This is a genomic window from Aquirufa sp. (assembly GCF_964796385.1).
Map to the genome: position 1 here is coordinate 26,543 of NZ_CBAUBA010000013.1, position 23,021 is coordinate 49,563.

Consider the following 23,021-nt stretch of genomic DNA (forward strand, 5'->3'; position numbering starts at 1 on the left):
TTAGAACATTCGCGTCTTGAATATCTTGATTGCAATGGCAATTAAGATAACGCCAAAAACCTTGCGTAAAACCTGTGTACCCGCATTGCCCAGTTTCTTCTCAATCCAAACGCTAGAACGTAAAACGAGGTAAATAAATATCAAGTTGATGAATATACTTACCATGATATTTTCTTCCTCAAATTGAGATTTCAATGAAATAAGCGTTGTCATCGTCCCTGCGCCGGCTATAATTGGAAATGCTAATGGGACAATACTATGCGATGCACCTTCTTGAAGTTCTTCTGATTTGAAAATATTACGCCCTAAGGTCATTTCAAGGCCGATTAAGAAGATGATTAATGCACCTGCCATGGCAAATGAATTCGTATCAACTCCCAGAAAACGTAAGATTAATTTACCTGCAAAGAAAAAGCCAATCATAATGAGGCCTGAAACCAAGGTAGCTTGCTCTGCGTGAATGTTACCATTTTTCTTCCGCAAATCAATGATGATTGGAATAGATCCCAAAATATCGATTACTGAAAATAGAATCAAAGACGAGGAAAGGATTTCTTTGAGGTCGAATTTCATCATGTTAATATGTTGATGAGTTGTTGAATATCTGCTTCCGTATGGCTAGGAAAATTGGCTATTCGAACGGTATTGGATTTCCATTCCCCATATCCTTTTCCTAATTCAACGCCATGTGCTAAACAAACACGTTGGATGCGTTCGATTTCCGCTGCTGGACCTGTTAATGCCAAAACAGTGGGAAGTCGGCGAGCTTTTTCTGGAATTAAGTATTGAAGATCCCAATGCTTTTGTGTCTCCCAAAATTCCTCCCAGATAGCTAATTTTCGTTGGGTCTCTTGTTCGATTTCGCGTAAATTAGGTAGTGTTTGGGTGAGTCGACACATTAAATATATACTCAATACATTGGGTGTATAATGCGTTTGGAAGCTTTTTCGATTGTCTTCCATGAGTAAAATATCATTGTAATGTATGCGATGGTTCAAGGTATGTGCGCGTTGCAAGGCTTTTGGCGAACAAATCATGATACCAAGGCCAGCCGGAATTCCGAGGCACTTTTGAACCGAAGCAAACCAAACATCGGCCTCTTCCCAAGGCAGAACTATTCCTCCCATGGAAGAAGTAGCATCCACGGCAATAAGCACATCATTTGGGTAATCCAACCGACGGATTTGTTGGCCCGTCCCATTCGACGTTTCACTTTGGACTAAACAAACAGTATCTACATCAGACGCTAAGAGACTAGCGTTTTCAGCCAACGATTCATGTAAGCCAAAGGAAATCAATTGGGTATTTGGATTGATTTGCGAGGCATATTGGCCCCATTTTTTTCCAAAAGCGCCATTGTAGAAATGAGCACTTTTTGAGCCAACAAGCGATTGAGCCACAATTTCCCATGCTTCCGTGGCTGAGGAAACAAAATAGATGGTGTAATCTGGAGGTATATTCCAGGAAGCGGTCATAGCTTCCATGGTTTCTTTTAATAATATTTCGAAGCGTTTGCTGCGGTGATTGATGCTAACAATACCTTGGTCAAAGGCCTCTTGAATGAAATCAAGCGCCTGAGGATAAACCTTTGATGGACCCGGATAAAATGAAAGCATCTTTTTTTATACGAAAGAGTATAAACCTAACTCGTATCCACGTAAGCCAAAACCCACGATAATACCTTTGCAATTTGGGCTTAAATAACTGTGTCCTCTAAATGATTCTCGAGCATGTACATTTGAAATATGTACTTCAATGACCGGCGTTTTAATCGATGAAACGGCGTCAGCAATCGCTATAGAGGTATGCGTGTATCCACCCGCATTTAATAAAATACCTTCATACGTGAAGCCCACTTCATGTAGTTTATTGATGATGGCACCCTCTTCATTGGACTGAAAATACTCGATGTCCAATTGTTCTTCGAATTTCTCTCTCAGGATATCTAAGAACTGTTCAAATGTTTGATGCCCATAAATTTCTGGCTCGCGTGTGCCTAATAAATTTAAGTTGGGCCCATTCAGGATGAGTATTTTTTTACGTACCATGGTCTACAAATAAAAGCGAAACAGTTTTCAAATTTCTCCTAAATTTACGGGATAGTTTGAATATTATGTCCATGTGGGAAAAGGAAATCCAATTGTTTGGTAATTATCTGAAAATTGAACGTGGCCTTTCGGGACATTCACATGAAGCTTATTTGCGAGATGTGCGCAAATTTGCCCTTTATTTAGCCCCTGTTGTTGGGAAGGATTTTTCTATCGATCAAGTAACAGAAAATCATATTCTTGATTTTTTTAATGTCTTGCATGGATTAGGAATTGAGGCAAGTTCACAAGCGCGTTGCTTGTCAGGGCTCAGGAGTTTTTTTCAATTTGTAGGCGAAGAAAACACCCTAATTTCAGATCCTACTACCCACATGAAGTCCCCACAAAAGGGACGGCACCTTCCTGATACCTTATCGTATGATGAAATAGAATTGATTTTGCAGGCAAATGATTTGTCGACAAATGAAGGTGTACGCAATCGGGCAATGATTGAATTACTTTATGGTTCTGGACTTCGAGTATCGGAATTAGTGGGCCTTAAACTTACAGATATTTATGCTGATTTAGGCCTTCTAAAAGTACGCGGAAAGGGTGATAAAGAGCGATTAGTACCCATTGGACGTGAGGCATTTCATTATTTAACTTTATACCGTGAGCAAGTTAGACCGCGTATTTCGTTGAAAAAGGATGCGCACAATGTGCTATTTTTAAATCGGCGCGGCGCCATGCTTAGTCGGGTGATGGTCTTTTTGATTTGTAAGGATTTGGCAGCTAAAGCAGGAATTCAAAAATCCATTAGTCCGCATACCTTTAGACATTCATTTGCAACTCACTTGATTGAGGGGGGCGCTGACTTACGTGCGGTACAGGAACTGCTCGGTCATGAGTCCATTTTGACAACTGAAATTTACACCCATTTAGATCGAGCATACCTAAGTCAAATGGTGCAGGATTTTCATCCAATGAATCGAAAAAATTAAGCCTCGTCGGGATAAGGAATAAATACAAAATTGGTGAATTGTCCATCCACCACAAATAAGCAGGCGAACTCCTCGACATCCTTGTAATTCTGCTCAAAAAGTTCGCGATTTTCCTCCGCGATTAGTTTGCGCTGAATAAACTCCTCCAGTAATGAGGCGTGGTAATTCCATTTATTCTCACCTAATTCGGAGACTCCAATCAACTTTTGACCTATTTCAATCGGCCGCTGCGAACAAACAAAGATTGGAAAATCAGAGAATCCCCGTTTTTTAATTTGGTATGCTGCTTCCTTCAAGGCATCAGCCACTTTGATAAAGTCACTCGATATAAGTCCCAAATATTTCCCGTTTAACTCAGGTGAATTGGGCGCGTTTGATAGGGCGGTGTAGTCTTCGATCATGAAATTAGCTTCTACTTAGTAATAATAACTGAATGTCTTTCACTGCTTTTTTAAATAACTTACCCATGTGGCCGTTGGTCACATGGCCTTGATAGCAATAAATCCCCTTCATAAAGGATTTTCCTTGCCAAAGCATCTCCTCGATTCCCCCTGTTTTACCCGCTTTTAAAATAAATGAGGTCAATAAATTACTCATGGCTAAGCTAGCGGTCTGGGCAACTAAGGAAGGAATATTTGGAACGCAATAGTGCGTGATACCATATTTAGTAAACGTTGGTTTACCCAAGTGGCTTATTTCAGATGTCTCAAAACAGCCTCCTTGGTCGATACAAACGTCCATAATCAACGTTCCCGGCTTTAATTTGCTAACCATTTCTTCTGTGATGATGCAAGGGGTAACTCCTGAATCGGAACGGAGGGCGCCAACGATCAAATTAGCATCCTGAAGGGCATTCGGGAGGTTTTCGGAATCAATTACTTGCGTGACCAATGGGAACCCGAGGCTTTGTTTTAAGCGTTGTAGCTTATAAATATCTTTATCAAAAACTTGGACTTGAATGCCCGCATGCCAGGCTGCACGAGCGACTTGCTCTACTACATTTCCGGAGCCTAATAAGACGATCCGACAAGGTGAGACGCCAGTTACATTTCCTACTAAAATGCCGCCACCGTGGGATGCACTTAAAATTTGACTGGCTATGGGCATGACCATTTGGCCTGCAATTTCTGCCATGCTTTTGACAAATGGCAATCCTCCACCATTATCTTCCACATATTCCAACCCAATGGCCATGATTTTTTTGGCATTGATTTGATCAATTGCCTCTGCGCTTAGCTGGTACTTGGCCGCACTCGCTACAAAAGCTTGACCGGGTTTCATGTGACTAATCTCTTCGATGGTCGGCGCATTTATTTTTAACACGAGGCTACTTTGCCAAACTTCTTGAATTTGATCCGTCACCGAGGCGCCTGCCAATAAATAATCCGCATCACTGAATCCTGCCCGGTCCGCCGCTCCGCGTTCCATGATTAGCTCATGACCATTGGCCACCAGTAATTGTACTGCTTGTGGACTTAGACTAATGCGATTTTCGTAGGTGGACCTTTCTTTTGGTAGACCTATTTGAATGCTTTTTGCATTCTGCTTCGTCCATGACATCGCCTCCTTGGGCATAATACCCTGTTGCGCAAGTAGTTCGTGAAAAGGATTAATGGTGCTCATGGAGTGTCAGACTTCGTGTATTTTCGTCAATGGGTGTTATGTCAAATTCCACATGTGGAATATTCCAAAGTTCTTCTGCTTGCTCAGGCCATTCAATCAGGCAAATTTTCCCTGAATCTAAATAATCTTCGATGCCAATGTCTAAAGCCTCTTGTGCATTTTTCAATCGGTATAAATCGAAATGGTAAATGTCCGAATCATTTGGTCGCGCATATTCATTGACCAGTGCGAACGTTGGGCTTTGGACATGCCCTTCAACGCCTAATTGACGTGTTATTTCTTTTATGAGCGTTGTCTTTCCAGCTCCCATTTGGCCTCGAAATAACCAGATAGAACTATGGGCTAATGCAACAGGAATTAATTCCGATGCCACTTGGGCCAAATCCGTTAATGCATATGCTTGCCAAGTTCTCATAAATCAATATCACCCAATTGTGGTCTAATGAGGATTTCTTCCAATACGGTCGAAGGGTTCATTTGATAGGCTGCCCAAATCGTAGAAGCAATATCATCCGCGGGTATAAATCTTTCCGTGGGTAATTCCACGCCATCCCAAGACGGGGTTAATGTGGCACCTGGTAAGATAGCTGTCACGCGAATTCCTTGTGTTTTAGTCTCCTCGCGCAAGACTTTAGTCATACCCAATAAGGCAAATTTGCTTATGCAATAGGAGCCACCTAAGGTGTATGCGGTAATTGACGCAGTTGAACACATATTAAATATATGCCCTGATTTTCTGGCTTGAAACGTAGGCAATAAGGCACGGGTCAAATGATATGCACTGTATAAATTTGTCTCAATTTGCTTTTCCAATACCCCATCCTCCTCATTTTGAATTTGACCCGGGAGGAACACGCCCGTGTTATTCACTAAGATTTCGATCGTTTGAGATTTAGATAACACCCATGTCGCGAAGGCTTGTACTTGTTTTTTGTCACTCAAATCTGCCGCATAGGTGTGTAGGCGTGGATTATTGTATTCGTGTGCTAAGACATTTAACTTCTCCTGACTCCGTGAACAAGTAAAAACTTGGAAACCTTCTTGAAGGAATTTTTTTACTAATGCCTTGCCAATTCCCTGACTTCCGCCACTAATTACTATCGATTTATCCATTATCTTTGGTGCTCATTGTTTGTGCAACACATGTCAAAATTAGGCAAATATTTACTCTTCCTAGGTAAGCTTTTTACAAATCCTGAAAAATTTCGGGTGAATTGGAAATTGATTATGCAGGAATCTAAAGATATCGGTATCGATTCGATGTTGATTGTTACGATTGTGTCTAGTTTTTTAGGAGCAGTTACCTGTGTTCAAACGGCTGCCAATATGGATAATCCGTTTGTTCCGAAATATATCATCAGTTTAATTGTACGTGATTCGACGATCTTGGAATTGGGGCCTACGATTACATGTGTGGTTTTAGCGGGTAAGGTGGGGTCTAATATTGCGGGCCAACTAGGCACGATGCGAATTTCAGAACAAATTGATGCACTTGAGGTCATGGGAATTAATTCTTCGTCTTATTTAGTGCTACCCAAATTGATTGCGGCCATGTTGACCTTTCCGATGCTCGTGACCATGGCTTGCTTCTTAGGAATCTACGGTGGTTATTTGGCGGGATGGTTAACAGGATCAGTGACTCCACAAGATTATATTTACGGTTTACAATTCGATTTCAAGCCAAACTATGTGATTTTTGCTTTGATCAAATCGTTGGTTTTTGGCTTTTTGGTTGTCTCAATTTCAGCCTTCCAAGGGTTCTACACCAAAGGCGGTGCGTATGAAGTGGGTAAAGCCGGAACCACCGCAGTTACGAATGCGTGTATTGCCATATTGGTTGCAGATTATCTATTGGCCCAATTACTCGTAGGCTAAACGCGTTGAATAAACACTTCAGTCAGTAATGTCGACGTCGCCACTCCTCGATACGTTCCAAAAACCGGTGTGATTTCCTCTGGAAGGCAGGAGGCTGCTAAAGGAATATGATTACCAGCAACGACTTCATGTTGCGTTGGATCATATCCACGCCAACCGCCACCTGGCAAATAAACCTCTACCCAAGCATGTAAATGGTGCGTTTGATTCGGTACATCTACTGGAGCAATGCCTGTATAATATCCTGAAACGAATCTCGTTGCTAATCCCAAGGCGCGGCAAAGTGCTGAAAATAGTACCGCATAATCCCGACATGAACCTTTGCGGTTCATTAATGTAAATTCGGGGGTATTGGGTGCTCCTTCTTCGCGAATTTCGTGGGCAAATTGTTTGTAGATAAAGGCATTGACATCACTAAGGAATTCTGAAGTGCTCCATTGTACTTGAGATGCTAGGTGACGCGCTGTTTGTTCGATCACAGGTGTGACACCGTCTAAACCTAAATAGGGAGCAAGTGTCTTCACATAAGCATCTGAATAGCGCATGGGCAATCGTTTACTTTCAAATGGGAAATACACAAAATCAAACGGATTGAATTCTGTAGTCTCAACAACAGCATTTATATTAATGACTAAGCTGCTGGTGGGCGCCTTAAAGAATAAGATATTTTGGATATTACCCTCAGGATCTAAATTTTTTGAAATTTGGACGGGTGTTGGGGAGATGCTGAGATCAAATGTTTTGACCGTTAGTAATGAACTTTTACGGGGATGAACATATAACACATGCGGCTCCAAATAAACAGGTTCGCTGTACGTATAAGCTAAACTGTGGTGGATGTTAGCGATCATTTCGGGAGCGAAATTAGGTCTTTCATCCAATTTTCCTCAATGCCTTCCAATGACTTACGTAAGGCTTGATTCCAGTCATCTGAAATTTTCTGCATGTCTTCTTTGTATAAACGCACCTCTTTGGCCTTAAAGGTGCCTTTTTCGTATACGACTACGTCAATGGGGAAATCAACATCATTGGTACTAACTTGTGTGGCATCAAAAGAAAGAAACCCCATTTTTAAAGCATCCTTTAGGGGAGTGTCGAAATGTAGGTTTCGATTTAGAAGCGGTTTGCCATAGTTTGAATTACCAATAATCTGATATTTTAATCCATCGTTAATTTCGATCCAATTGCCTTCAGGAAAAATTAGAAATAATTTATGGGTATCATCTTTGGGCATTTGACCGCCAACAATCGCATGGAGGTTAAATTGATAGCCTTCTTTTTCAAGAGATTCCCGATCTTCTTGTGCAACTTTTTTAAGCATTTGCCCAAACGCTGTAGCCGCTTGAAACATAAAATCGTAGCTCGCTTCTTCTTCGTCGACCGTCTGATTAAAGTAAGTTACCGCCTTGTCCCGAACCGACCGTAAACCAGCTGTCATGATAAACAGGCTACGGTTTTTGATTTCATGAATCGAGATTTTCTTGTTCGAATACATCTCGTTTCCTGCCGTAATACGTGTGTCTGCGATGGCAATAAGTCCTTCTTTAACGGTAATTCCTAAGCAATAAGTCATATGTTCCGTGGTGGCAAATGGGTGCGCAATATTACAATTTTTTCGCGTAAGGCGTGTTTAATTTACGGGTTTCAGATCAAAATAGGTATTGAAAATAGTTTGGCCAATTTCATTGTTTTTCGTTTGGAAATTATCTAGAAACTGGTGTAATCCAGTCAATAAGATATCGTCAATTTCAGTGAATTGAACTTCTGAAAGCAATTTGGAGACCTTTTTTTCGGCCAAATTTGAATAGCCATGTTCAAAAGAAGTTCCAGAAATCGCATATAATGACAATTCAGATTCTTGCAAGCAATGTACCACGGATCTTGGAAAGCTTTTTTCTAAAATCAAGAATTCAACGATGTTACGCGGGTTGATGACTTTGTACTGTTGGCGAAACATATTGTATGCAGAATTCGACTTTAATACGGCTGACCACATGAGTAAGTCCAACGGCGAACCGATGGCCTCTATGTCAGGCAAAAGCGTGAAGTATTTGACATCTAGAAATCGGGTTGTTTTATCTGCCCGTTCAAGCAATTTGCCTAGTTGGCCAAAATGCCAACCTTCCCCACGGGTTATCGTAGAATCCACAATCCCATAGAATAATTGGCTACCTGATTTAATTTCTTCGAGGAAACCTTGATAGCGTGAAATTTCCCACTGTTTACTGCCTTCTACGCGATCTTTTACTTTCCAATAAACCTGGTTGACATACTCCCACATTTCCCGAGAAATACTTTCGCGAATGGTACGTGCATTTTCGCGTGCACTGTACAGGCAAGAAAGAATCGAGTTAGGGTTTAGTTCATCAAACGTCATGAAATACAAGACATTTTCGCGATTGGCCTTGGGGTAATGTTCAAAGAAATTGTAATGATCTGCCGTGGCGACAATAAGTGGTTCCCATTGTTCGGGAACATTCGGAGGTAAATCAAGGGCTAAATTAAAATTCACTGAGATAAAGCGGGCATAGTTGTCGGCTCTCTCAATGTAGCGATTCATCCAATAAATGGAATTGGCAACACGACTTAACATAGGCTTACTAATTTTTTAAATGCTTGATTACCACTAAGGTTGAATTAAAATTAGCCTTTTTCAGTAAAGTGTCATCACGTCTAAAATTTTTTTTTTAAAATGTCTCAAGAATCTTCAGATAATCCTTGATTTATTCCCATTATCTAGGGGGCATTTTGTATTTTTGTTGCTTCGTTAAAATTTCATGCATTTTATGATTTATCAAAAGCTAATTAAGCCATTCTTCTTTTTGTTTGACCCAGAACGCGCACACTATTTATTGGCTGATTTGCTTACATTCTCAATGAAAATCCCAGGTGTTTCTAGCCTTTTTCGTGCCATTTACGGGTATGAGCACCCCAGTCTTCGTCGGACTGTTTTTGGTATTGAATTTCCGAATCCGGTAGGTTTAGCTGCAGGCTTTGATAAAAATGCAGTCTTGGTGGATGAGTTGGCCACATTAGGGTTTGGTTTTATTGAAGTGGGAACGGTTACCCCCAAGCCACAAGATGGAAATGAGAAACCACGTTTATTTCGTTTGCCCGAAGATTCGGCCATTATTAATCGCATGGGATTCAATAATGATGGTTTGGCTCAAATGAAAAAACGATTAGAGGCTAGGCAGGCTCCTGTGATTATTGGGGGTAATTTGGGAAAAAATAAAGTGACGCCCAATGAATTAGCAGATGATGATTATTGCCAAGGATTTGAAACCTTATACCCCGTGGTGGATTATTTTGTGGTGAATGTGAGTTCACCTAATACGCCTAATTTACGTGCATTACAGGAAAAAGAGCCATTGAAGCAATTGCTTTCCCGCTTACAGGATTTGAATCAACGCAAACCTAAATTGAAACCAATCTTATTGAAAATTGCACCAGATTTGACGAATGAGCAATTAGATGATGTAGTTGATATTGTATTAGAGACAGGTATTGCAGGTTTGATCGCTACCAATACAACACTTTCGCGGGAGAGTTTACTTGCTGATCCTGCCGTAACGGCAGAAGCTGGGGGACTAAGTGGAAAGCCGGTAGGAGATAGGTCTACGGAGGTTATTGCGTATATCCATAAAAAATCAAAGGGAAAGATTCCGATGATTGGGGTAGGGGGGATTCATTCAGCAAATGATGCGATAGAAAAGTTGCGTGCTGGGGCATCCTTAGTTCAAATTTATACCGGTTTTATTTATGAAGGGCCAGGATTAATTCAAGAAATTAATCGTGCCATTGTTTCTGAAGGGCTTTAATATTTGATTTTGTAAATCAAATCAAAAAGTCGAAATTTATACGTTATTATTACTTCTGCATTAGATGGCCAAAAAGATTGTTAATCCAACCAGCACGCTTCAAATTAATTTTGACAAGGAATCGAAAAAAGACCGTGTCCCAGGTGAAGTGACTTATCGCATTCGATTGATTTTAGGTTGGTTTTTATTTTTTATTGGAACATTATTGACTATTTCTTTTGTATCCAGTTTTGTTGTAGGGGTGGCTGATCAAAGTGAAGTTGAACTAGGGGCTGCCGATGTTATTGCTGGGTCTGATATTCCTGTTAAAAATTGGGCCGGATTACTGGGTGCCAAAATTGCGCATTTCTTTATTTTTCGCACTTTCGGGTGGTCGTCGTTTTTATTGATTCCGTTGTTCTTCTTGTCGGGTCTTAAACTTGCTTACAAAAGAGAAATTTACTCGGTCGATCGCTTGTCGTGGCAAGTATTATTCTACATTATTTGGGGGAGTTTAATTGCTGGATTTGTGGTTTATCAATTGGATTTACCACATTCTTTTGGCGGGGGCGTTGGTTTTTTTGTTACCGAAAAATTGACCCAGCTCCTTGGTTATTTATCAATTTTTCTAGTGCTATTCCTAGGTTTGGTATTTTTTGTTCTTTTCTATCAATGGAATCCTTCTAAGCCGAAAGCTGCCTCAGGTGTTTTAAATAAAGAAAATGAGCTAATTCCTGTGGAAGATGAGGCGTTTTTGGATGATGATGAAAGTTTTCGTGTTGATAATGAAGATTTGGAGACGTATCGTCCGCATATTCCCCCTGTTAAAGTGGGAGATGAAGTGGATGGTGTTTTACCAGCAGATTTATCAATTATAGAACAACAGCTAGCTGAAAATGCTTTAGATGAAGTAGACGAAACACCTTTTACTTTCAAAGTTGCTGACGAAGATGATGTAGCCATTGAGGAAGTAGAAGAGGCTCCAATGAACTCAGCAGTGCAGGCGAATGATTTAGTAGCGCAGTTTGGTTTATACGATCCTACCTCGGATCTGCCCAAGTATGTGTATCCTACGTTAGATTTATTGAAAGAATACGATCAAAAGAATCAAACAACTCAGGTGACGATGGATGAGTTGAAGGAGAATAAAGAGAAGATTGTCGAGACACTTTTGAATTATGGAATTGGTATTCAGAAGATTGAGGCAACGATCGGACCCACAGTTACGTTGTATGAGATTGTTCCCAAGGCAGGTGTTCGAGTGAGTAAAATTACTTCATTAGAAGATGATTTGTCGCTGTCGTTGGCTGCCATGGGCGTACGTATTATTGGCCAAATGCCTGGTAAAGGAACGATTGGTATTGAAGTTGCCAACAAGAACCGCGAGATGGTTCCGGTGCGCGCGGTGATTGGTTCTGAGAAATTTCAAAAGTCTACGTATGATTTGCCTATTACGTTGGGTAAAACTATTTCGAATGAAATATTTGTTGCTGATTTAGCCAAAATGCCTCACTTGTTGATGGCAGGGGCAACTGGTCAGGGTAAGTCGGTGGGCTTAAACATGTTATTAACCTCGTTAATTTACAAGAAGCACCCAGCTACTTTGAAGTTTGTTTTGGTGGATCCTAAAAAGGTAGAGCTTTCTTTATTTAATAAATTGGAACGCCACTTTTTAGCATGTTTGCCAGATTCTGCGGAGGCCATTATTACTGACACCAAAAAGGTTGTAGCCACCCTGAATTCCCTTTGTAAGGAGATGGACATGCGCTATGATAAGTTGAAAATAGCGGGTTGTCGGAATATCAAAGAGTATAATCAGAAATTTATTAACCGTCGGTTGAATCCGAATGAGCATGATTTCATGCCTTATATCGTGTTGGTGATTGATGAGTTGGCCGACTTGATGTTGACCTCCGGAAAAGAAGTAGAACATCCAATTGCCCGTTTGGCGCAGTTGGCTCGTGCGATTGGTATTCACTTAGTGGTTGCCACGCAACGTCCTTCCGTCAATGTTATTACAGGTACGATTAAAGCAAATTTCCCAGCGCGTTTATCGTTTAAGGTTATGTCTAAAATAGACTCGCGTACGATTTTAGATGCAGGTGGTGCGGATCAATTGGTTGGCATGGGAGACATGCTATTATCGATGGGTTCGGAAGTAATCCGTTTGCAGTGCGCGTTTGTGGATACACCTGAGGTAGAAGAGATTTGTGATTTTATTGGGAACCAACAAGGCTATACGACGGCTTATTTGTTGCCAGAACCAGACTCCGATGAGATGGGAGGTCAAGATCGTGGTGATATCGATTTAGGAGATCGCGATGCTTATTTTGATGAGGCAGCACGTTTGGTTGTAATGCATCAGCAGGGGAGTACTTCGCTGATTCAACGCAAGTTGAAATTGGGATATAATCGGGCTGGACGATTAATCGATCAGTTGGAGATTGCTGGTATTGTGGGATCATTTGGTGGTTCAAAGGCACGCGAGGTATTAGTCAAGTCCGAAACTGAATTGGAAGAAATTTTGAAAAATTTATAAGTATGAAACAGGTAATTGTATTCGTTTTTCTTAGTTTATCAACCTTTGCGCAATCGAATCCTGCGGTTAGTTTGATCGACAAGATGCAGCAGAAGTACAAGAGAATGGGGTCGTTCTCGGCAAATTTTAGTTATCAAACAGACGGTAGTGCAAACATGACTGGATCGATTACAGTTAAGGGTACAAAGTTTCGTTTGAAGACGGCAGGGCAGGAGATTTTTAATAATGGTAAGGAAGTTGCTACCTACATCAAGGAAATTAATGAAGTGAATATCTCTTCATTTGATCCTGCAGATGGAGACTTAAATCCTGCAAAAATTTACACATTTGATAAGAAAGGCTACAAGTTTAAATTAGTGTCCCAAGTTGGCGGTATCGCAACGGTAGACATGGCACCTGGTGCTAAATCGACTCAAGTCAAACAAATTACATTGAAGATAAATACGGCAGATAATACCGTCAAAGAATGGACGATTGTCAATAAGACAGGTAAAAAACAAGTTTTCAAGGTGACTAAATTAAATCCCAAAGCGGGTGTAGATGATGCTTATTTTACGTTTAGTAAAAAGGCATTTCCAGGTGTTGAGGTTAATGATTTACGTTAGAAAATACAGGTATCGCGTCTCTACAATTAAACCAATTGAAGCACCAATTGCTTCATGATTTCCAAGCCATCCGTGTTATTCAAATCTGGATCGGCAGCACGCTCAGGGTGTGGCATTAATCCAAATACATTCCGTCCTTCATTGCAAATTCCAGCAATGTTTAGTAAGCTACCATTTGGGTTAGCAGATTCAGTCACTTGACCCGACTCATCGCAATAGTAAAATAATATTTGATCATTTGCCTGCAAGGAAGCTAAGGTAGTCTCATCAGCAAAATAGCGGCCCTCTGCGTGCGCAATTGGTATTTTATAGGCTTTGTTTATATTTAATTCTTGGGTTAAAAGGGCGTTGTTTGTGGCCGCTTTTAGGTAAATATTCTTCGAGATAAATTTCTGTGAATTGTTGCGTAATAAAACACCTGGTAATAAGTGCGCTTCTACTAAGACTTGGAATCCATTGCAAATCCCCATTAAATAGCCTCCGTTATTTGCAAACTCGATGACATGTTCCATAATGGGTGAAAAACGCGCAATGGCACCAGAACGTAAGTAGTCGCCATAAGAAAAACCGCCCGGAACGATAATGAAATCACAACCTTGTAAATCCGTGTCTTTATGCCATAATTTAATAGCTTCATGACCTAAGCTTTGAATAACACCTACGGTATCATCGTCACAATTTGAACCCGGGAATACAATTACACCAAATTTCATATCTTTTTCTTTCTTAATTTGAGGCAAATTTAGGGCTTTTCGCCGATTTATTTTAGCAAAATTTGCATAAAAAAAGCTGCACTTTCTGGTGCAGCTTTTCAAGTTTAGTAAACCTATTTCTAGTAACGGTAGTGCTCAGGCTTGTATGGTCCTGCTTGAGGAACACCTATATAATCAGCCTGCTCTTTCTCTAGTTTCTCTAATTTAGCACCGATGTGCGCTAAGTGTAAGAAAGCTACTTTCTCATCTAAATGCTTAGGTAAGATATATACTTTGTTCTCGTAATTTTTTGCATTTGCCCAAAGCTCCAATTGAGCCAATGTTTGATTACAGAATGAGTTCGACATCACGAAAGATGGGTGACCCATCGCGCAACCTAAGTTAACCAAACGGCCTTCAGCTAAAACGATTACGTTTTTGCCATCAATCGTGTACATATCAACTTGTGGTTTGATTTGATCTTTAGTCGAACCATAATTGCCATTCAACCATTCCATGTCGATTTCGTTATCAAAGTGACCGATGTTACAAACGATCGCTTTGTCTTTCATCGCTTTGAAGTGACGATCACGGATAATCTTCACGTTACCAGTCGCTGTAACAAAGATGTTTGCGCGTGTTGCTGCTTCGTCCATTGGAACTACTTCGTAACCATCCATCGCTGCTTGTAATGCACAAATAGGATCGATTTCAGTTACTAAAACACGGCAGCCCGCACCACGTAATGAATCTGCAGAACCTTTTCCTACATCACCATAACCTGCTACTACGGCTACTTTGCCTGCCAACATTAAGTCGGTTGCGCGACGGATAGCATCAACTAATGACTCTTTGCAACCATATTTATTATCGAATTTAGACTTCGTAACCGAGTCATTTACGTTGATCGCTGGCAAGAACAAGGTGCCATTTTTCATACGCTCATATAGACGGTGAACACCAGTCGTAGTTTCTTCTGATAAGCCTTTGATGCCTTCGATTAATTCAGGATATTCATCAAAAACCATATTGGTCAAATCACCACCATCATCCAGAATCATGTTTAACGGTTGACGATCTTCACCAAAGAACAATGTTTGCTCAATACACCAATTGAACTCTTCTTCATTCATGCCTTTCCAAGCATAAACTGGAATTCCTGCTGCTGCAATTGCAGCGGCAGCGTGATCTTGTGTAGAGAAAATATTACAAGAGGACCAAGTAACTTCAGCACCTAATGCTGTTAACGTTTCAATCAAAACGGCTGTCTGGATTGTCATGTGAAGACAACCTGCCACACGCGCACCTTTTAGTGGTTGTGCCGCGCCGAATTCTGCACGCAATGCCATTAAGCCTGGCATCTCTGCTTCCGCTAATTGAATTTCTTTACGACCCCAATCGGCCAATGCAATGTCTTTTACTTTGAACGGTACATATGTACCTGCTTGTGATGCCATTATATGTTTATTTTTATTTCGAAATCTTACTAAAGTGCAAATTTACATCTTTCTTGTGCATCAGCAAATTTTTGTTTGAACAAGACGTATATTTCTTATTAACTGGTTATTCATTTGCCAAAAATGGCAATGTACTTTCGAGTTGAATACCTCGTGAGCCTTTGACAAGTAAGGAACTGGATTTAATCGGGTGATCTTGTAACCAATTGTGTAGTCCGAACTTATCTGGGAAGTAAAATGCTTTGGGTAAATGACTTAATGCGTGTTGCATATGCTCGCCGATTAAAAGAACTTTTTCAAACGAAAATGAGGCAATCAATTTGCCAAGAGCCTCATGTTCTGCGGCAGATAAATCGCCTAATTCAAACATGTCACCTAAAATCAGAATTTTTGGTTCGTTATCTGTTTCCGCAAAATGGCTGATAGCGGCTTGCATCGAAGATGGATTGGCATTGTATGCATCCATTAAAACTTGGTTAGATCCAATTTTTATGTACTGAGATCGATGATTCGTTGGCTGATACGTAGCTATTCCCTCCTTGCATTGCGCATCACTTAAGCCAAAATGCTTGCCCACCGCGATCGCCATCTGAATATTTTCAAAGTTGTATACACCGGGTAAGTGTGACTGAACAACTGTCTCGTCGGCACATGAAAATCGAATGTAAGGTTTCGCTTCCAATAAATTAGTGGGCATCGCTGCATTGGCTAAAACCACTTCCGTGATTTGTCGCTCTTCAGACATTTGATGCACGATGTTTTTTTCTTTGGGCAAAAAGACGATTCCACCATGTGCGGAGACATAGTCAAATAATTCGCCTTTGCCTTTAATGACACCTGATTCACCGCCGAATCCCTCTAAATGTGCTTTACCTATATTGGTTATTAAGCTATGAGTAGGTTGAGCGATATCCACAAGTTCTTTGATATCTCCTTGTTTATTTGCGCCCATTTCAATGACTGCGATTTCATGTGCAGGTAAAATGGAAAGGATGGAAAGTGGTACGCCAATGTGATTGTTTAAATTACCCGACGTGGCGAAACAATGGAATTGTTGAGATAATACAGAGAAAATCAATTCCTTCGTGGTTGTTTTTCCATTGGATCCTGTCAGGCCAATAATCGGTATGGATAAAGTATTTCGATAGGCTGTGGCTAAATCTTGAAGAGCCTTGAGTCCATCTGAAACGAGTAGTGTGTTTGCTCCTGTTTCATAGGCTGGGTCGTCAATGACCGCGCAAGATGCTCCTTTGGCTAAGGCTTCTTCTGCTAATGCATTGGCATTGAAATTTGGCCCTTTTAAGGCAAAAAACATATTTCCTTTTTGTATTTTCCGGGTATCCGTACAAACGCCGGTCGCGGATTGGAAATGTGCTAATAAAGATGAGTTTGATATCTTCATATGGATAATCGTCTGCCATTTTGCATATTGCGACTACAAATATCGAATGAAAAATCTTTTAATCCTTTATTTAGCGCTGATTCCTCTGCAATTCATGGGGCAAGAGATCAAATTGACGCAAAATTCACGGTTAGCTGTTCAGAAATCAGGCCAAAATTTGTTGAATGCGCTAGCAGGAGGCATGAATGCTACGCAGTTCGAGTCAGTAGATTTGACTCAAGATGGTCGGGAGGATATCGTTACTTTTGATCGTAGCACGGAGCAACGGGCTGTTTTTGTGAACCAACAATCAGGCTTTGTGTTCGATCCACTTTTGACAAGTCAGTTGCCTAAATTCAACCATTGGATGCGTTTTGTTGATTTCGACAATGATGGCAGAAAAGATTTGTTTTGTGCCGCTCCTGCAGGCATTCAATTATTTAGAAATACAAGTACTAGTAGTAATCTTTCATTTCAATCTATCGCAAATCCTTTATATACCGAAGGTTTTTCTGGTCGGATAAATCTCTACGTTTCCAATGTGGATATTCCAGCCATTGCTGATATCGATGGTGATGGGGATGTGGATGTACTCGCTTTTGACCCCAGTGGTCACTATGTGGAGTTTCACCAAAACCAATCTAAACAATCAGGTAAGCTTCTAGATTTTAAGAAAATTGGGGATTGTTGGGGAGATTTTATTGTTCGTTCTTGCGGAGATATTGCGTTAGGAACTCTTTGTTCAGCCAACATATCACTTGATGCCATATTGGAACCATCGCGTACGATGCATGCTGGAAATTCCTTAAGTGTATTTATAAATAATGGAGTTCCTGATTTGGTCTACGGGCATGTCGGTTGTCGAGATCTTATCTATTTAACAAATGAGGGGTCTCGAACTACCCCAAAGTTTACCAAATTTACCGTAGGTTTTCCGAAGTCAGTAAATCTTGGGACATTTCTACATGGGTCCGTGGTGGATGTAAGCGGAGACGCAAAACCTGAACTAATCGCTTCCTTGTTTTCAACGGATAACAATGGATATATGCAGGACTTTCAACAGTCAAATGTTCTTTTTTCGAATGTTAATGGTACGTGGGTGGCATCAGGAAAGACTTTTTTACAAACTGAGATGATTGATGTAGGAGAGCAGGCAAGTCCATGTTTTTGGGATGTTGATCAAGATGGTGATTTGGATTTACTTGTGGCCAATGCTGGAATTAGGGAAGGAAATGAGGTTAAAGCCTCAATCAGTTTTTATGAGAATAAGGCTGGTGTTTTTGTTTTCACTACATCGGATTATTTAAAATTAAAAGATCAGTTAAATGCAACTAATTTACTCCTGCAAAAAGTTGATTATAATTATGATGGAACGAAAGATTTAATTCTAACCGGTCAAACAAGCCAAGGACCACGTGTTTATGTCTTATTCAAGACGGGCTTAAAGGCGGTAGATATTCCTGATTTGGGATTCAACGAGGTGCCTATTTTTTCGGATTGGAATCAAGATTCCCAGCTTGATTTGCTTATTATTAGTCGAGCAGGAAGAATCAGGACAAATGGTAATTCAGATTGGGGGAAGCTAGGTGCGCAAATGAATTGGCGTTTACGAAGTTTTTCGATGGCTGATTTGGATGGTGATGGTTCAATTGAATTTATTGGGCTAGATCAAGATGGGGCTGTGCACATAGGGAATTTTGATGCCGTGAAAAATGAGTTAGTTTGGAAAACACAGGATTTTGCAGGTATATCAGTAGGTCGCAATGCGCGAATTTTGTGTGAAGATTATAACTCCGACGGTAAGAAAGATTTGATTTTTGGTACCGGCGCTGGTGGTGTCCTCATCTATGATAATCAATCAAGTTCACCTGTTTGGGATAATCTGAAGACATCTATTTTTCAAATTTGGCCTAATCCAAGTGCAGACTTTATCTATGTTCTCGCCAATATGTCAGGTAACGTTGATTGGTTTGATATGACTGGACGAATCATAGAGCAGCGAAATGCCAAGCCGAGTGAAGTAATACGATTTGACACCAAAGGGATTAGTCGAGGTGTTTATCTACTTCGATTTATTTCAGATACTGGCCAAACAGAAACGCAAAAGTTTGTGCTGAACTAAAAAAACTTTCCAGCACCTAATACAATTTGACGCAGGCTGACGACGATAATGACGATGCCAACTAATATCATCATGCTTTTTACGGGAAGTTTGTTGGCTAATCTGGCTGCAATGGGTGCAGCAACAACTCCACCTAAAATTAATCCTACGATCACTTGCCAATATCCGAGACCAATAACTGTAAAAAAGGTGAGTGAGGAGGCTAGTGAGACGAAAAATTCAGTCAAATTAACACTACCAATCGTATATTTTGGATGACGACCTGACGCAATTAATGTGGATGAAACGATTGGTCCCCAGCCACCTCCACCGATGGAGTCTAGATAACCCCCAAAAAGAGCTAACCACCCCACCCGTTTTAATTGACGCTTTTCTTGACGTTTGATTAATGCTTTACGTATGATGATGGCCCCTAAAAATAAGGTATAAATAGATACGATCGGTTTAATGTATCCTGAATAATCTTCTAAGGACGAAAGGACGTATGCGCCTAAAATTGCGCCTATTATGCCGGGTATCACGAGCGTCCTAAAAAGTTTAGAATTCACGTTGCCGAATTTCAAATGCATATAGCCTGAAACGCCCGAAGTAAATACTTCAGATGCATGCACACTGGCTGAAGCAGCGGCGGGGGTAATACCTACCGACATTAAAAATGTGGTTGCGGTCACGCCATAAGCCATTCCCAAGGCGCCATCAATCATTTGAGCAATGAATCCACCTAAGATGTAGTATAAAATTTCTGAATTGACAGTGCTAAATACGGCAATTACGTTTTCGGCAGTTAGGTAACTGAAAATTAAATGCCCTACAATCATGAGGGCTAAGGCATTGCTAATGTGAATGATTACTTCCGTAATGCTACGTTCTCGTTTCCAAATGATGCTTATCGCTTTTAGCAGGCTAGGAAATTTAGGCTTATTGGGCGTGGAGTCAGTTTGTAATGACATACGGTTAAATGATTATCCTACAAAACTAATAGACTTTATTTAATCTACCAATAAAGTAGAGTAAATATTTTTCACAAAAATTCCCGTAAATTGCATGCCCTTTTGAAAAACAAATAGTTATATGCGTTCAGAGTATCAATTTCGTGAAATCGAAAAAGCTTGGCAAGCATTTTGGGAGCAAAACCAAACATTCAAAGCACAAGTAAATCCCAATAAACCTAAGTATTATGTGCTAGATATGTTTCCGTATCCTTCGGGTGCTGGACTGCATGTTGGCCATCCACTCGGGTACATTGCATCAGATATCATGGCGCGTTATAAGCGTTTGCAAGGGTATGAAGTGTTGCACCCAATGGGATTTGATTCCTTTGGTTTGCCTGCGGAGCAATATGCGATTCAAACAGGCCAACACCCCGCGATAACGACTGAACAAAACATTACGCGTTATATCGAACAATTGAAAAACATGGGTTTTTCATTCGATTGGTCACGTGAGGTGCGTACATCTGATGCCTCTTACTATAAATGGACACAATGGATATTCATGCAATTATTCAATTCTTGGTATAATCAAGAGTCGGATAAAGCGGAGTCGATTGAATCCTTGAAGGACATTTTGACTATTAAAGGTTCTGTTGGCCTAAAAGCAGTTTGTGAAGATGATGCTGCGCGTATTTCAGCGGAGGTTTGGAATGCGATGGGTGAGGAGGAACAGTATGCCTATTTATTGAATTTTCGTTTGGCTTATTTGGATGATTCGGTTGTCAACTGGTGTCCACAATTAGGTACGGTACTAGCGAATGATGAAGTAAAAGATGGCCTTTCTGAGCGTGGAGGATATCCTGTTGAGCAGAAAAAAATGCGTCAATGGTCGATGCGCATCACGGCTTATGCAGATCGTTTATTGCGTGGTTTGGAAGAGGTAGATTGGTCGGATTCTTTAAAGGAACAACAGCGTAACTGGATCGGTAAGTCGATTGGTACGGATGTAGAATTTGCGATTGAAGGCATTTCGGATAAGAAAATCAAAGTTTTTACAACACGTGTAGATACCATTTACGGGGTTTCATTTATGGTTTTGGCACCAGAGCATGAGTGGGTGGCGGAATTAACGAAGCCAGGCCAACAAGCCGATGTGGATGCTTACATTACCTGGACTAAGTCACGTTCTGAATTAGATCGTGTTTCTGAGGTTAAAACCGTTTCCGGTGTATTCACGGGATCGTATGTGATTAACCCATTAAATAATGAGCGCGTGCCATTGTTCTTGGCTGATTATGTATTGGCTGGTTATGGAACGGGTGCGGTTATGGGTGTGCCGTCAGGTGATCAACGTGATTGGAATTTTGCCAAACATTTTGATTTGCCTATTCCAACCATCTTAGATGGACAAAAAGATATTGATAAGCAAGCCGATAATACCAAAGAGGGAAAATACATTAACTCGGGTATCATTAATGGCATGGGGTATAAAGAGGCTACGGATATATTAATTCAGTGGTTGGAGGAGCGAGGAATTGGAAAGGGAAAAGTGCAGTATCGGATGCGTAATGCGGTATTTTCACGCCAACGGTATTGGGGTGAACCGGTGCCGGTTTATTTCAAGCCTACTGCTACTGGCCAACTATTACCTTATTTGATTCAGGAATCTGAGTTGCCTTTGGAATTGCCTAAAATCGACACGTATTTACCTACAGAAACAGGGGAGCCACCTTTAGGGCGTGCTTCGGATTCATGGAAATACCAAGGTCAATATGATTATGAGTGGTCAACAATGCCAGGTTGGGCAGGATCCTCTTGGTACTGGTATCGCTACATGGATGCTCAGAATGGTTCTGAGTTTGCCTCCAAAGAGGCTGTCAATTACTGGAAAGCGGTCGATTTATATATCGGTGGTTCAGAGCATGCGACTGGGCACTTGTTATATTCTCGTTTTTGGAATAAGTTCTTGAAGGATTTAGGCTATGTAGCGGAGGAAGAATTTGCCAAGAAATTGATCAACCAAGGAATGATTCAAGGTCGGTCAAATTTCGTTTATCGTTTGAAAAATTCAGATAAGGTGACTTTTGTTTCTCATGGTTTGAAAGATCAATATGATGTAGCTGCGTTGCACGTGGATGTGAATATTGTGGAGAATGATATATTAGACGTAGAAGAATTTAAGCGTTCTCGAAATGATGTTCCTTCAGATGCGCAATTCATTTTGGAGGATGGCAAATATATCTGTGGTTGGGAAGTCGAGAAAATGTCCAAATCGAAATTTAACGTCGTTAATCCGGATGATTTAATTGCCAAATACGGTGCGGATACTTTACGTGTATATGAGATGTTTTTGGGGCCGTTGGAACAATTCAAGCCTTGGAATACGAATTCGATTTCAGGATCACATAACTTCTTACGCAAGGTGTGGCGTTTGTTCTTTGATGAGCAGGCGCAGAAATCGGTCTTAGTGGATGCGGCTGCATTACCTGAAGAATTAAAAGTATTGCATACGGCAATTCGTAAGGTGCAAGATGATTTGGAGCGTTATTCATTTAATACGGTCGTTTCTACTTTGATGATTTGTGTGAATGATTTAGGCCAATTGAAATGTCATAAGAAATCGGTTCTTCGTGAATTAGTCTTATTGCTTTCCCCGTATGCACCACATGTAGCTGAGGAATTATGGGTGGCTTTAGGCGAAGAGGCAGGAAGTATTTCCCATGCCAAATTCCCAGTATTCAATCCGGAGTTCTTAGTCGAGAACGAATTCAATTATCCCATTTCATTCAATGGTAAGGTGAAGTTGACCTTAGCCTTTTTAGCCACAGCAAGTCCTGCGGAAGTGGAGGCAGCGGTACTAGCTAATGAGCAAGTCCAGAAACATTTGGATGGCAAAGCCCCATCCAAGGTGATTGTGGTTCCGAAACGGATTGTCAATATTGTTTTAGGAAAATAGATAGAAAGGGC

21 protein-coding genes are annotated in these 23,021 nt (G+C 40.7%); 7 read left to right on the top strand and 14 right to left on the bottom strand.

Going from position 1 to position 23,021, the window contains the following annotated elements; all coding sequences use genetic code 11:
* The 3 genes from AC1W6K_RS05840 to aroQ are packed head-to-tail and all read right to left on the bottom strand — an operon-like array spanning position 1 to position 2,048.
* Positions 1-573, bottom strand: coding sequence for a MarC family protein (locus AC1W6K_RS05840; protein ID WP_377983900.1), 573 nt, complete (start codon positions 571-573; stop codon positions 1-3).
* The gene (locus AC1W6K_RS05845; RefSeq protein WP_481946780.1) at positions 573-1,616 is read right to left on the bottom strand and encodes an aminotransferase class V-fold PLP-dependent enzyme; all 1,044 of its coding nucleotides are present in this window, start codon (positions 1,614-1,616) and stop codon (positions 573-575) included. Before AC1W6K_RS05845 ends, AC1W6K_RS05840 begins: the two co-directional genes overlap by 1 nt.
* Before the next feature lie 6 nt (positions 1,617-1,622).
* Positions 1,623-2,048, bottom strand: a complete 426-nt coding sequence (aroQ, locus tag AC1W6K_RS05850) for a type II 3-dehydroquinate dehydratase (protein WP_481946781.1) — start codon at positions 2,046-2,048, stop codon at positions 1,623-1,625.
* A 71-nt stretch (positions 2,049-2,119) separates the two neighbouring features.
* Between aroQ and xerD the strand changes: the two genes are divergently transcribed.
* Positions 2,120-3,028, top strand: coding sequence for a site-specific tyrosine recombinase XerD (gene xerD / locus AC1W6K_RS05855; protein WP_481946804.1), 909 nt, complete (start codon positions 2,120-2,122; stop codon positions 3,026-3,028).
* Here xerD and AC1W6K_RS05860 read toward each other — a convergent pair.
* From AC1W6K_RS05860 to AC1W6K_RS05875, 4 genes are read right to left on the bottom strand one after another with little or no spacing between them, the layout of a single operon-like run.
* Positions 3,025-3,429: a hypothetical protein gene (locus tag AC1W6K_RS05860; protein WP_481722451.1), complete on the bottom strand. Its 405-nt coding sequence runs from the start codon at positions 3,427-3,429 to the stop codon at positions 3,025-3,027. The two genes, xerD and AC1W6K_RS05860, sit on opposite strands and share 4 nt — an antisense overlap.
* 4 nt (positions 3,430-3,433) lie before the next feature.
* The gene (locus AC1W6K_RS05865) at positions 3,434-4,651 is read right to left on the bottom strand and encodes an alanine dehydrogenase (RefSeq protein ID WP_481946782.1); all 1,218 of its coding nucleotides are present in this window, start codon (positions 4,649-4,651) and stop codon (positions 3,434-3,436) included.
* The gene (tsaE, locus tag AC1W6K_RS05870) at positions 4,638-5,066 is read right to left on the bottom strand and encodes a tRNA (adenosine(37)-N6)-threonylcarbamoyltransferase complex ATPase subunit type 1 TsaE (RefSeq protein ID WP_481722447.1); all 429 of its coding nucleotides are present in this window, start codon (positions 5,064-5,066) and stop codon (positions 4,638-4,640) included. The genes AC1W6K_RS05865 and tsaE overlap by 14 nt, the downstream gene beginning before the upstream one ends.
* On the bottom strand, positions 5,063-5,764 hold the full coding sequence (locus AC1W6K_RS05875; RefSeq protein WP_481722445.1) for an SDR family oxidoreductase: 702 nt from the start codon (positions 5,762-5,764) through the stop codon (positions 5,063-5,065). The genes tsaE and AC1W6K_RS05875 overlap by 4 nt, the downstream gene beginning before the upstream one ends.
* Before the next feature lie 30 nt (positions 5,765-5,794).
* On the opposite strand from AC1W6K_RS05875, the gene AC1W6K_RS05880 reads away from it, so the two are divergent.
* A complete protein-coding gene (locus AC1W6K_RS05880; protein WP_481946783.1) occupies positions 5,795-6,526 on the top strand; it encodes an MlaE family ABC transporter permease in 732 nt (243 codons plus the stop codon).
* On the opposite strand, the gene AC1W6K_RS05885 is transcribed toward AC1W6K_RS05880, so the two are convergent.
* Genes AC1W6K_RS05885 through AC1W6K_RS05895 form a run of 3 tightly spaced genes read right to left on the bottom strand, consistent with a single transcriptional unit; the run spans position 6,523 to position 9,119 of the window.
* Entirely contained in the window at positions 6,523-7,377 is an 855-nt protein-coding gene (locus AC1W6K_RS05885) for a transglutaminase family protein (protein WP_481946784.1), read from the bottom strand. The genes AC1W6K_RS05880 and AC1W6K_RS05885 overlap by 4 nt on opposite strands.
* Positions 7,374-8,099 carry a proteasome-type protease gene (locus AC1W6K_RS05890; protein WP_481722141.1) on the bottom strand — a complete coding sequence of 242 codons (726 nt, stop codon included), beginning with the start codon at positions 8,097-8,099 and terminating at the stop codon, positions 7,374-7,376. Before AC1W6K_RS05890 ends, AC1W6K_RS05885 begins: the two co-directional genes overlap by 4 nt.
* Before the next feature lie 57 nt (positions 8,100-8,156).
* Positions 8,157-9,119, bottom strand: a complete 963-nt coding sequence (locus AC1W6K_RS05895) for an alpha-E domain-containing protein (protein ID WP_395784042.1) — start codon at positions 9,117-9,119, stop codon at positions 8,157-8,159.
* A 184-nt stretch (positions 9,120-9,303) separates the two neighbouring features.
* On the opposite strand from AC1W6K_RS05895, the gene AC1W6K_RS05900 reads away from it, so the two are divergent.
* The 3 genes from AC1W6K_RS05900 to lolA1 all read left to right on the top strand — a co-directional run bounded on the left by AC1W6K_RS05900 (position 9,304) and on the right by lolA1 (position 13,470).
* Positions 9,304-10,347 carry a quinone-dependent dihydroorotate dehydrogenase gene (locus AC1W6K_RS05900; protein ID WP_481946785.1) on the top strand — a complete coding sequence of 348 codons (1,044 nt, stop codon included), beginning with the start codon at positions 9,304-9,306 and terminating at the stop codon, positions 10,345-10,347.
* Between the two features lie 64 nt (positions 10,348-10,411).
* Complete coding sequence (locus AC1W6K_RS05905) at positions 10,412-12,865, top strand: FtsK/SpoIIIE family DNA translocase (RefSeq protein ID WP_481946786.1); 2,454 nt, start codon at positions 10,412-10,414, stop codon at positions 12,863-12,865.
* 2 nt (positions 12,866-12,867) lie between these two features.
* Positions 12,868-13,470, top strand: a complete 603-nt coding sequence (gene lolA1 / locus AC1W6K_RS05910; protein WP_481722145.1) for an outer membrane lipoprotein periplasmic chaperone LolA1 — start codon at positions 12,868-12,870, stop codon at positions 13,468-13,470.
* A gap of 26 nt (positions 13,471-13,496) precedes the next feature.
* On the opposite strand, the gene purQ is transcribed toward lolA1, so the two are convergent.
* The 3 genes from purQ to AC1W6K_RS05925 form a co-directional block, all read right to left on the bottom strand.
* Complete coding sequence (gene purQ / locus AC1W6K_RS05915) at positions 13,497-14,183, bottom strand: phosphoribosylformylglycinamidine synthase I (protein ID WP_481946787.1); 687 nt, start codon at positions 14,181-14,183, stop codon at positions 13,497-13,499.
* A gap of 119 nt (positions 14,184-14,302) precedes the next feature.
* Positions 14,303-15,619: an adenosylhomocysteinase gene (gene ahcY, locus AC1W6K_RS05920; protein ID WP_481722149.1), complete on the bottom strand. Its 1,317-nt coding sequence runs from the start codon at positions 15,617-15,619 to the stop codon at positions 14,303-14,305.
* Between the two features lie 106 nt (positions 15,620-15,725).
* The gene (locus AC1W6K_RS05925) at positions 15,726-17,021 is read right to left on the bottom strand and encodes a UDP-N-acetylmuramoyl-tripeptide--D-alanyl-D-alanine ligase (protein WP_481946788.1); all 1,296 of its coding nucleotides are present in this window, start codon (positions 17,019-17,021) and stop codon (positions 15,726-15,728) included.
* A gap of 46 nt (positions 17,022-17,067) precedes the next feature.
* On the opposite strand from AC1W6K_RS05925, the gene AC1W6K_RS05930 reads away from it, so the two are divergent.
* On the top strand, positions 17,068-19,122 hold the full coding sequence (locus AC1W6K_RS05930; protein WP_481946789.1) for an FG-GAP-like repeat-containing protein: 2,055 nt from the start codon (positions 17,068-17,070) through the stop codon (positions 19,120-19,122).
* On the opposite strand, the gene AC1W6K_RS05935 is transcribed toward AC1W6K_RS05930, so the two are convergent.
* Positions 19,119-20,072, bottom strand: a complete 954-nt coding sequence (locus AC1W6K_RS05935) for a sulfite exporter TauE/SafE family protein (protein WP_481721566.1) — start codon at positions 20,070-20,072, stop codon at positions 19,119-19,121. The genes AC1W6K_RS05930 and AC1W6K_RS05935 overlap by 4 nt on opposite strands.
* 121 nt (positions 20,073-20,193) lie before the next feature.
* Between AC1W6K_RS05935 and leuS the strand changes: the two genes are divergently transcribed.
* The gene (leuS, locus tag AC1W6K_RS05940) at positions 20,194-23,010 is read left to right on the top strand and encodes a leucine--tRNA ligase (protein WP_481946790.1); all 2,817 of its coding nucleotides are present in this window, start codon (positions 20,194-20,196) and stop codon (positions 23,008-23,010) included.
* The last annotated feature ends 11 nt before the right edge of the window (positions 23,011-23,021 follow it).

Bases quoted from the DNA above. Each gene is read 5' to 3' on its own strand.
- AC1W6K_RS05900 (WP_481946785.1), top strand. From the start codon at position 9,304: ATGCATTTTATGATTTATCAAAAGCTAATTAAGCCATTCTTCTTTTTG.
- AC1W6K_RS05860 (WP_481722451.1), bottom strand. From the start codon at position 3,429: ATGATCGAAGACTACACCGCCCTATCAAACGCGCCCAATTCACCTGAG.
- AC1W6K_RS05925 (WP_481946788.1), bottom strand. From the start codon at position 17,021: ATGAAGATATCAAACTCATCTTTATTAGCACATTTCCAATCCGCGACC.
- lolA1 (WP_481722145.1), top strand. From the start codon at position 12,868: ATGAAACAGGTAATTGTATTCGTTTTTCTTAGTTTATCAACCTTTGCG.
- ahcY (WP_481722149.1), bottom strand. From the start codon at position 15,619: ATGGCATCACAAGCAGGTACATATGTACCGTTCAAAGTAAAAGACATT.
- AC1W6K_RS05885 (WP_481946784.1), bottom strand. From the start codon at position 7,377: ATGATCGCTAACATCCACCACAGTTTAGCTTATACGTACAGCGAACCT.
- AC1W6K_RS05935 (WP_481721566.1), bottom strand. From the start codon at position 20,072: ATGTCATTACAAACTGACTCCACGCCCAATAAGCCTAAATTTCCTAGC.
- AC1W6K_RS05840 (WP_377983900.1), bottom strand. From the start codon at position 573: ATGAAATTCGACCTCAAAGAAATCCTTTCCTCGTCTTTGATTCTATTT.
- AC1W6K_RS05865 (WP_481946782.1), bottom strand. From the start codon at position 4,651: ATGAGCACCATTAATCCTTTTCACGAACTACTTGCGCAACAGGGTATT.
- leuS (WP_481946790.1), top strand. From the start codon at position 20,194: ATGCGTTCAGAGTATCAATTTCGTGAAATCGAAAAAGCTTGGCAAGCA.
- AC1W6K_RS05890 (WP_481722141.1), bottom strand. From the start codon at position 8,099: ATGACTTATTGCTTAGGAATTACCGTTAAAGAAGGACTTATTGCCATC.
- AC1W6K_RS05845 (WP_481946780.1), bottom strand. From the start codon at position 1,616: ATGCTTTCATTTTATCCGGGTCCATCAAAGGTTTATCCTCAGGCGCTT.
- AC1W6K_RS05880 (WP_481946783.1), top strand. From the start codon at position 5,795: ATGTCAAAATTAGGCAAATATTTACTCTTCCTAGGTAAGCTTTTTACA.
- xerD (WP_481946804.1), top strand. From the start codon at position 2,120: ATGTGGGAAAAGGAAATCCAATTGTTTGGTAATTATCTGAAAATTGAA.
- AC1W6K_RS05895 (WP_395784042.1), bottom strand. From the start codon at position 9,119: ATGTTAAGTCGTGTTGCCAATTCCATTTATTGGATGAATCGCTACATT.
- AC1W6K_RS05905 (WP_481946786.1), top strand. From the start codon at position 10,412: ATGGCCAAAAAGATTGTTAATCCAACCAGCACGCTTCAAATTAATTTT.
- purQ (WP_481946787.1), bottom strand. From the start codon at position 14,183: ATGAAATTTGGTGTAATTGTATTCCCGGGTTCAAATTGTGACGATGAT.
- AC1W6K_RS05875 (WP_481722445.1), bottom strand. From the start codon at position 5,764: ATGGATAAATCGATAGTAATTAGTGGCGGAAGTCAGGGAATTGGCAAG.
- tsaE (WP_481722447.1), bottom strand. From the start codon at position 5,066: ATGAGAACTTGGCAAGCATATGCATTAACGGATTTGGCCCAAGTGGCA.
- AC1W6K_RS05930 (WP_481946789.1), top strand. From the start codon at position 17,068: ATGAAAAATCTTTTAATCCTTTATTTAGCGCTGATTCCTCTGCAATTC.
- aroQ (WP_481946781.1), bottom strand. From the start codon at position 2,048: ATGGTACGTAAAAAAATACTCATCCTGAATGGGCCCAACTTAAATTTA.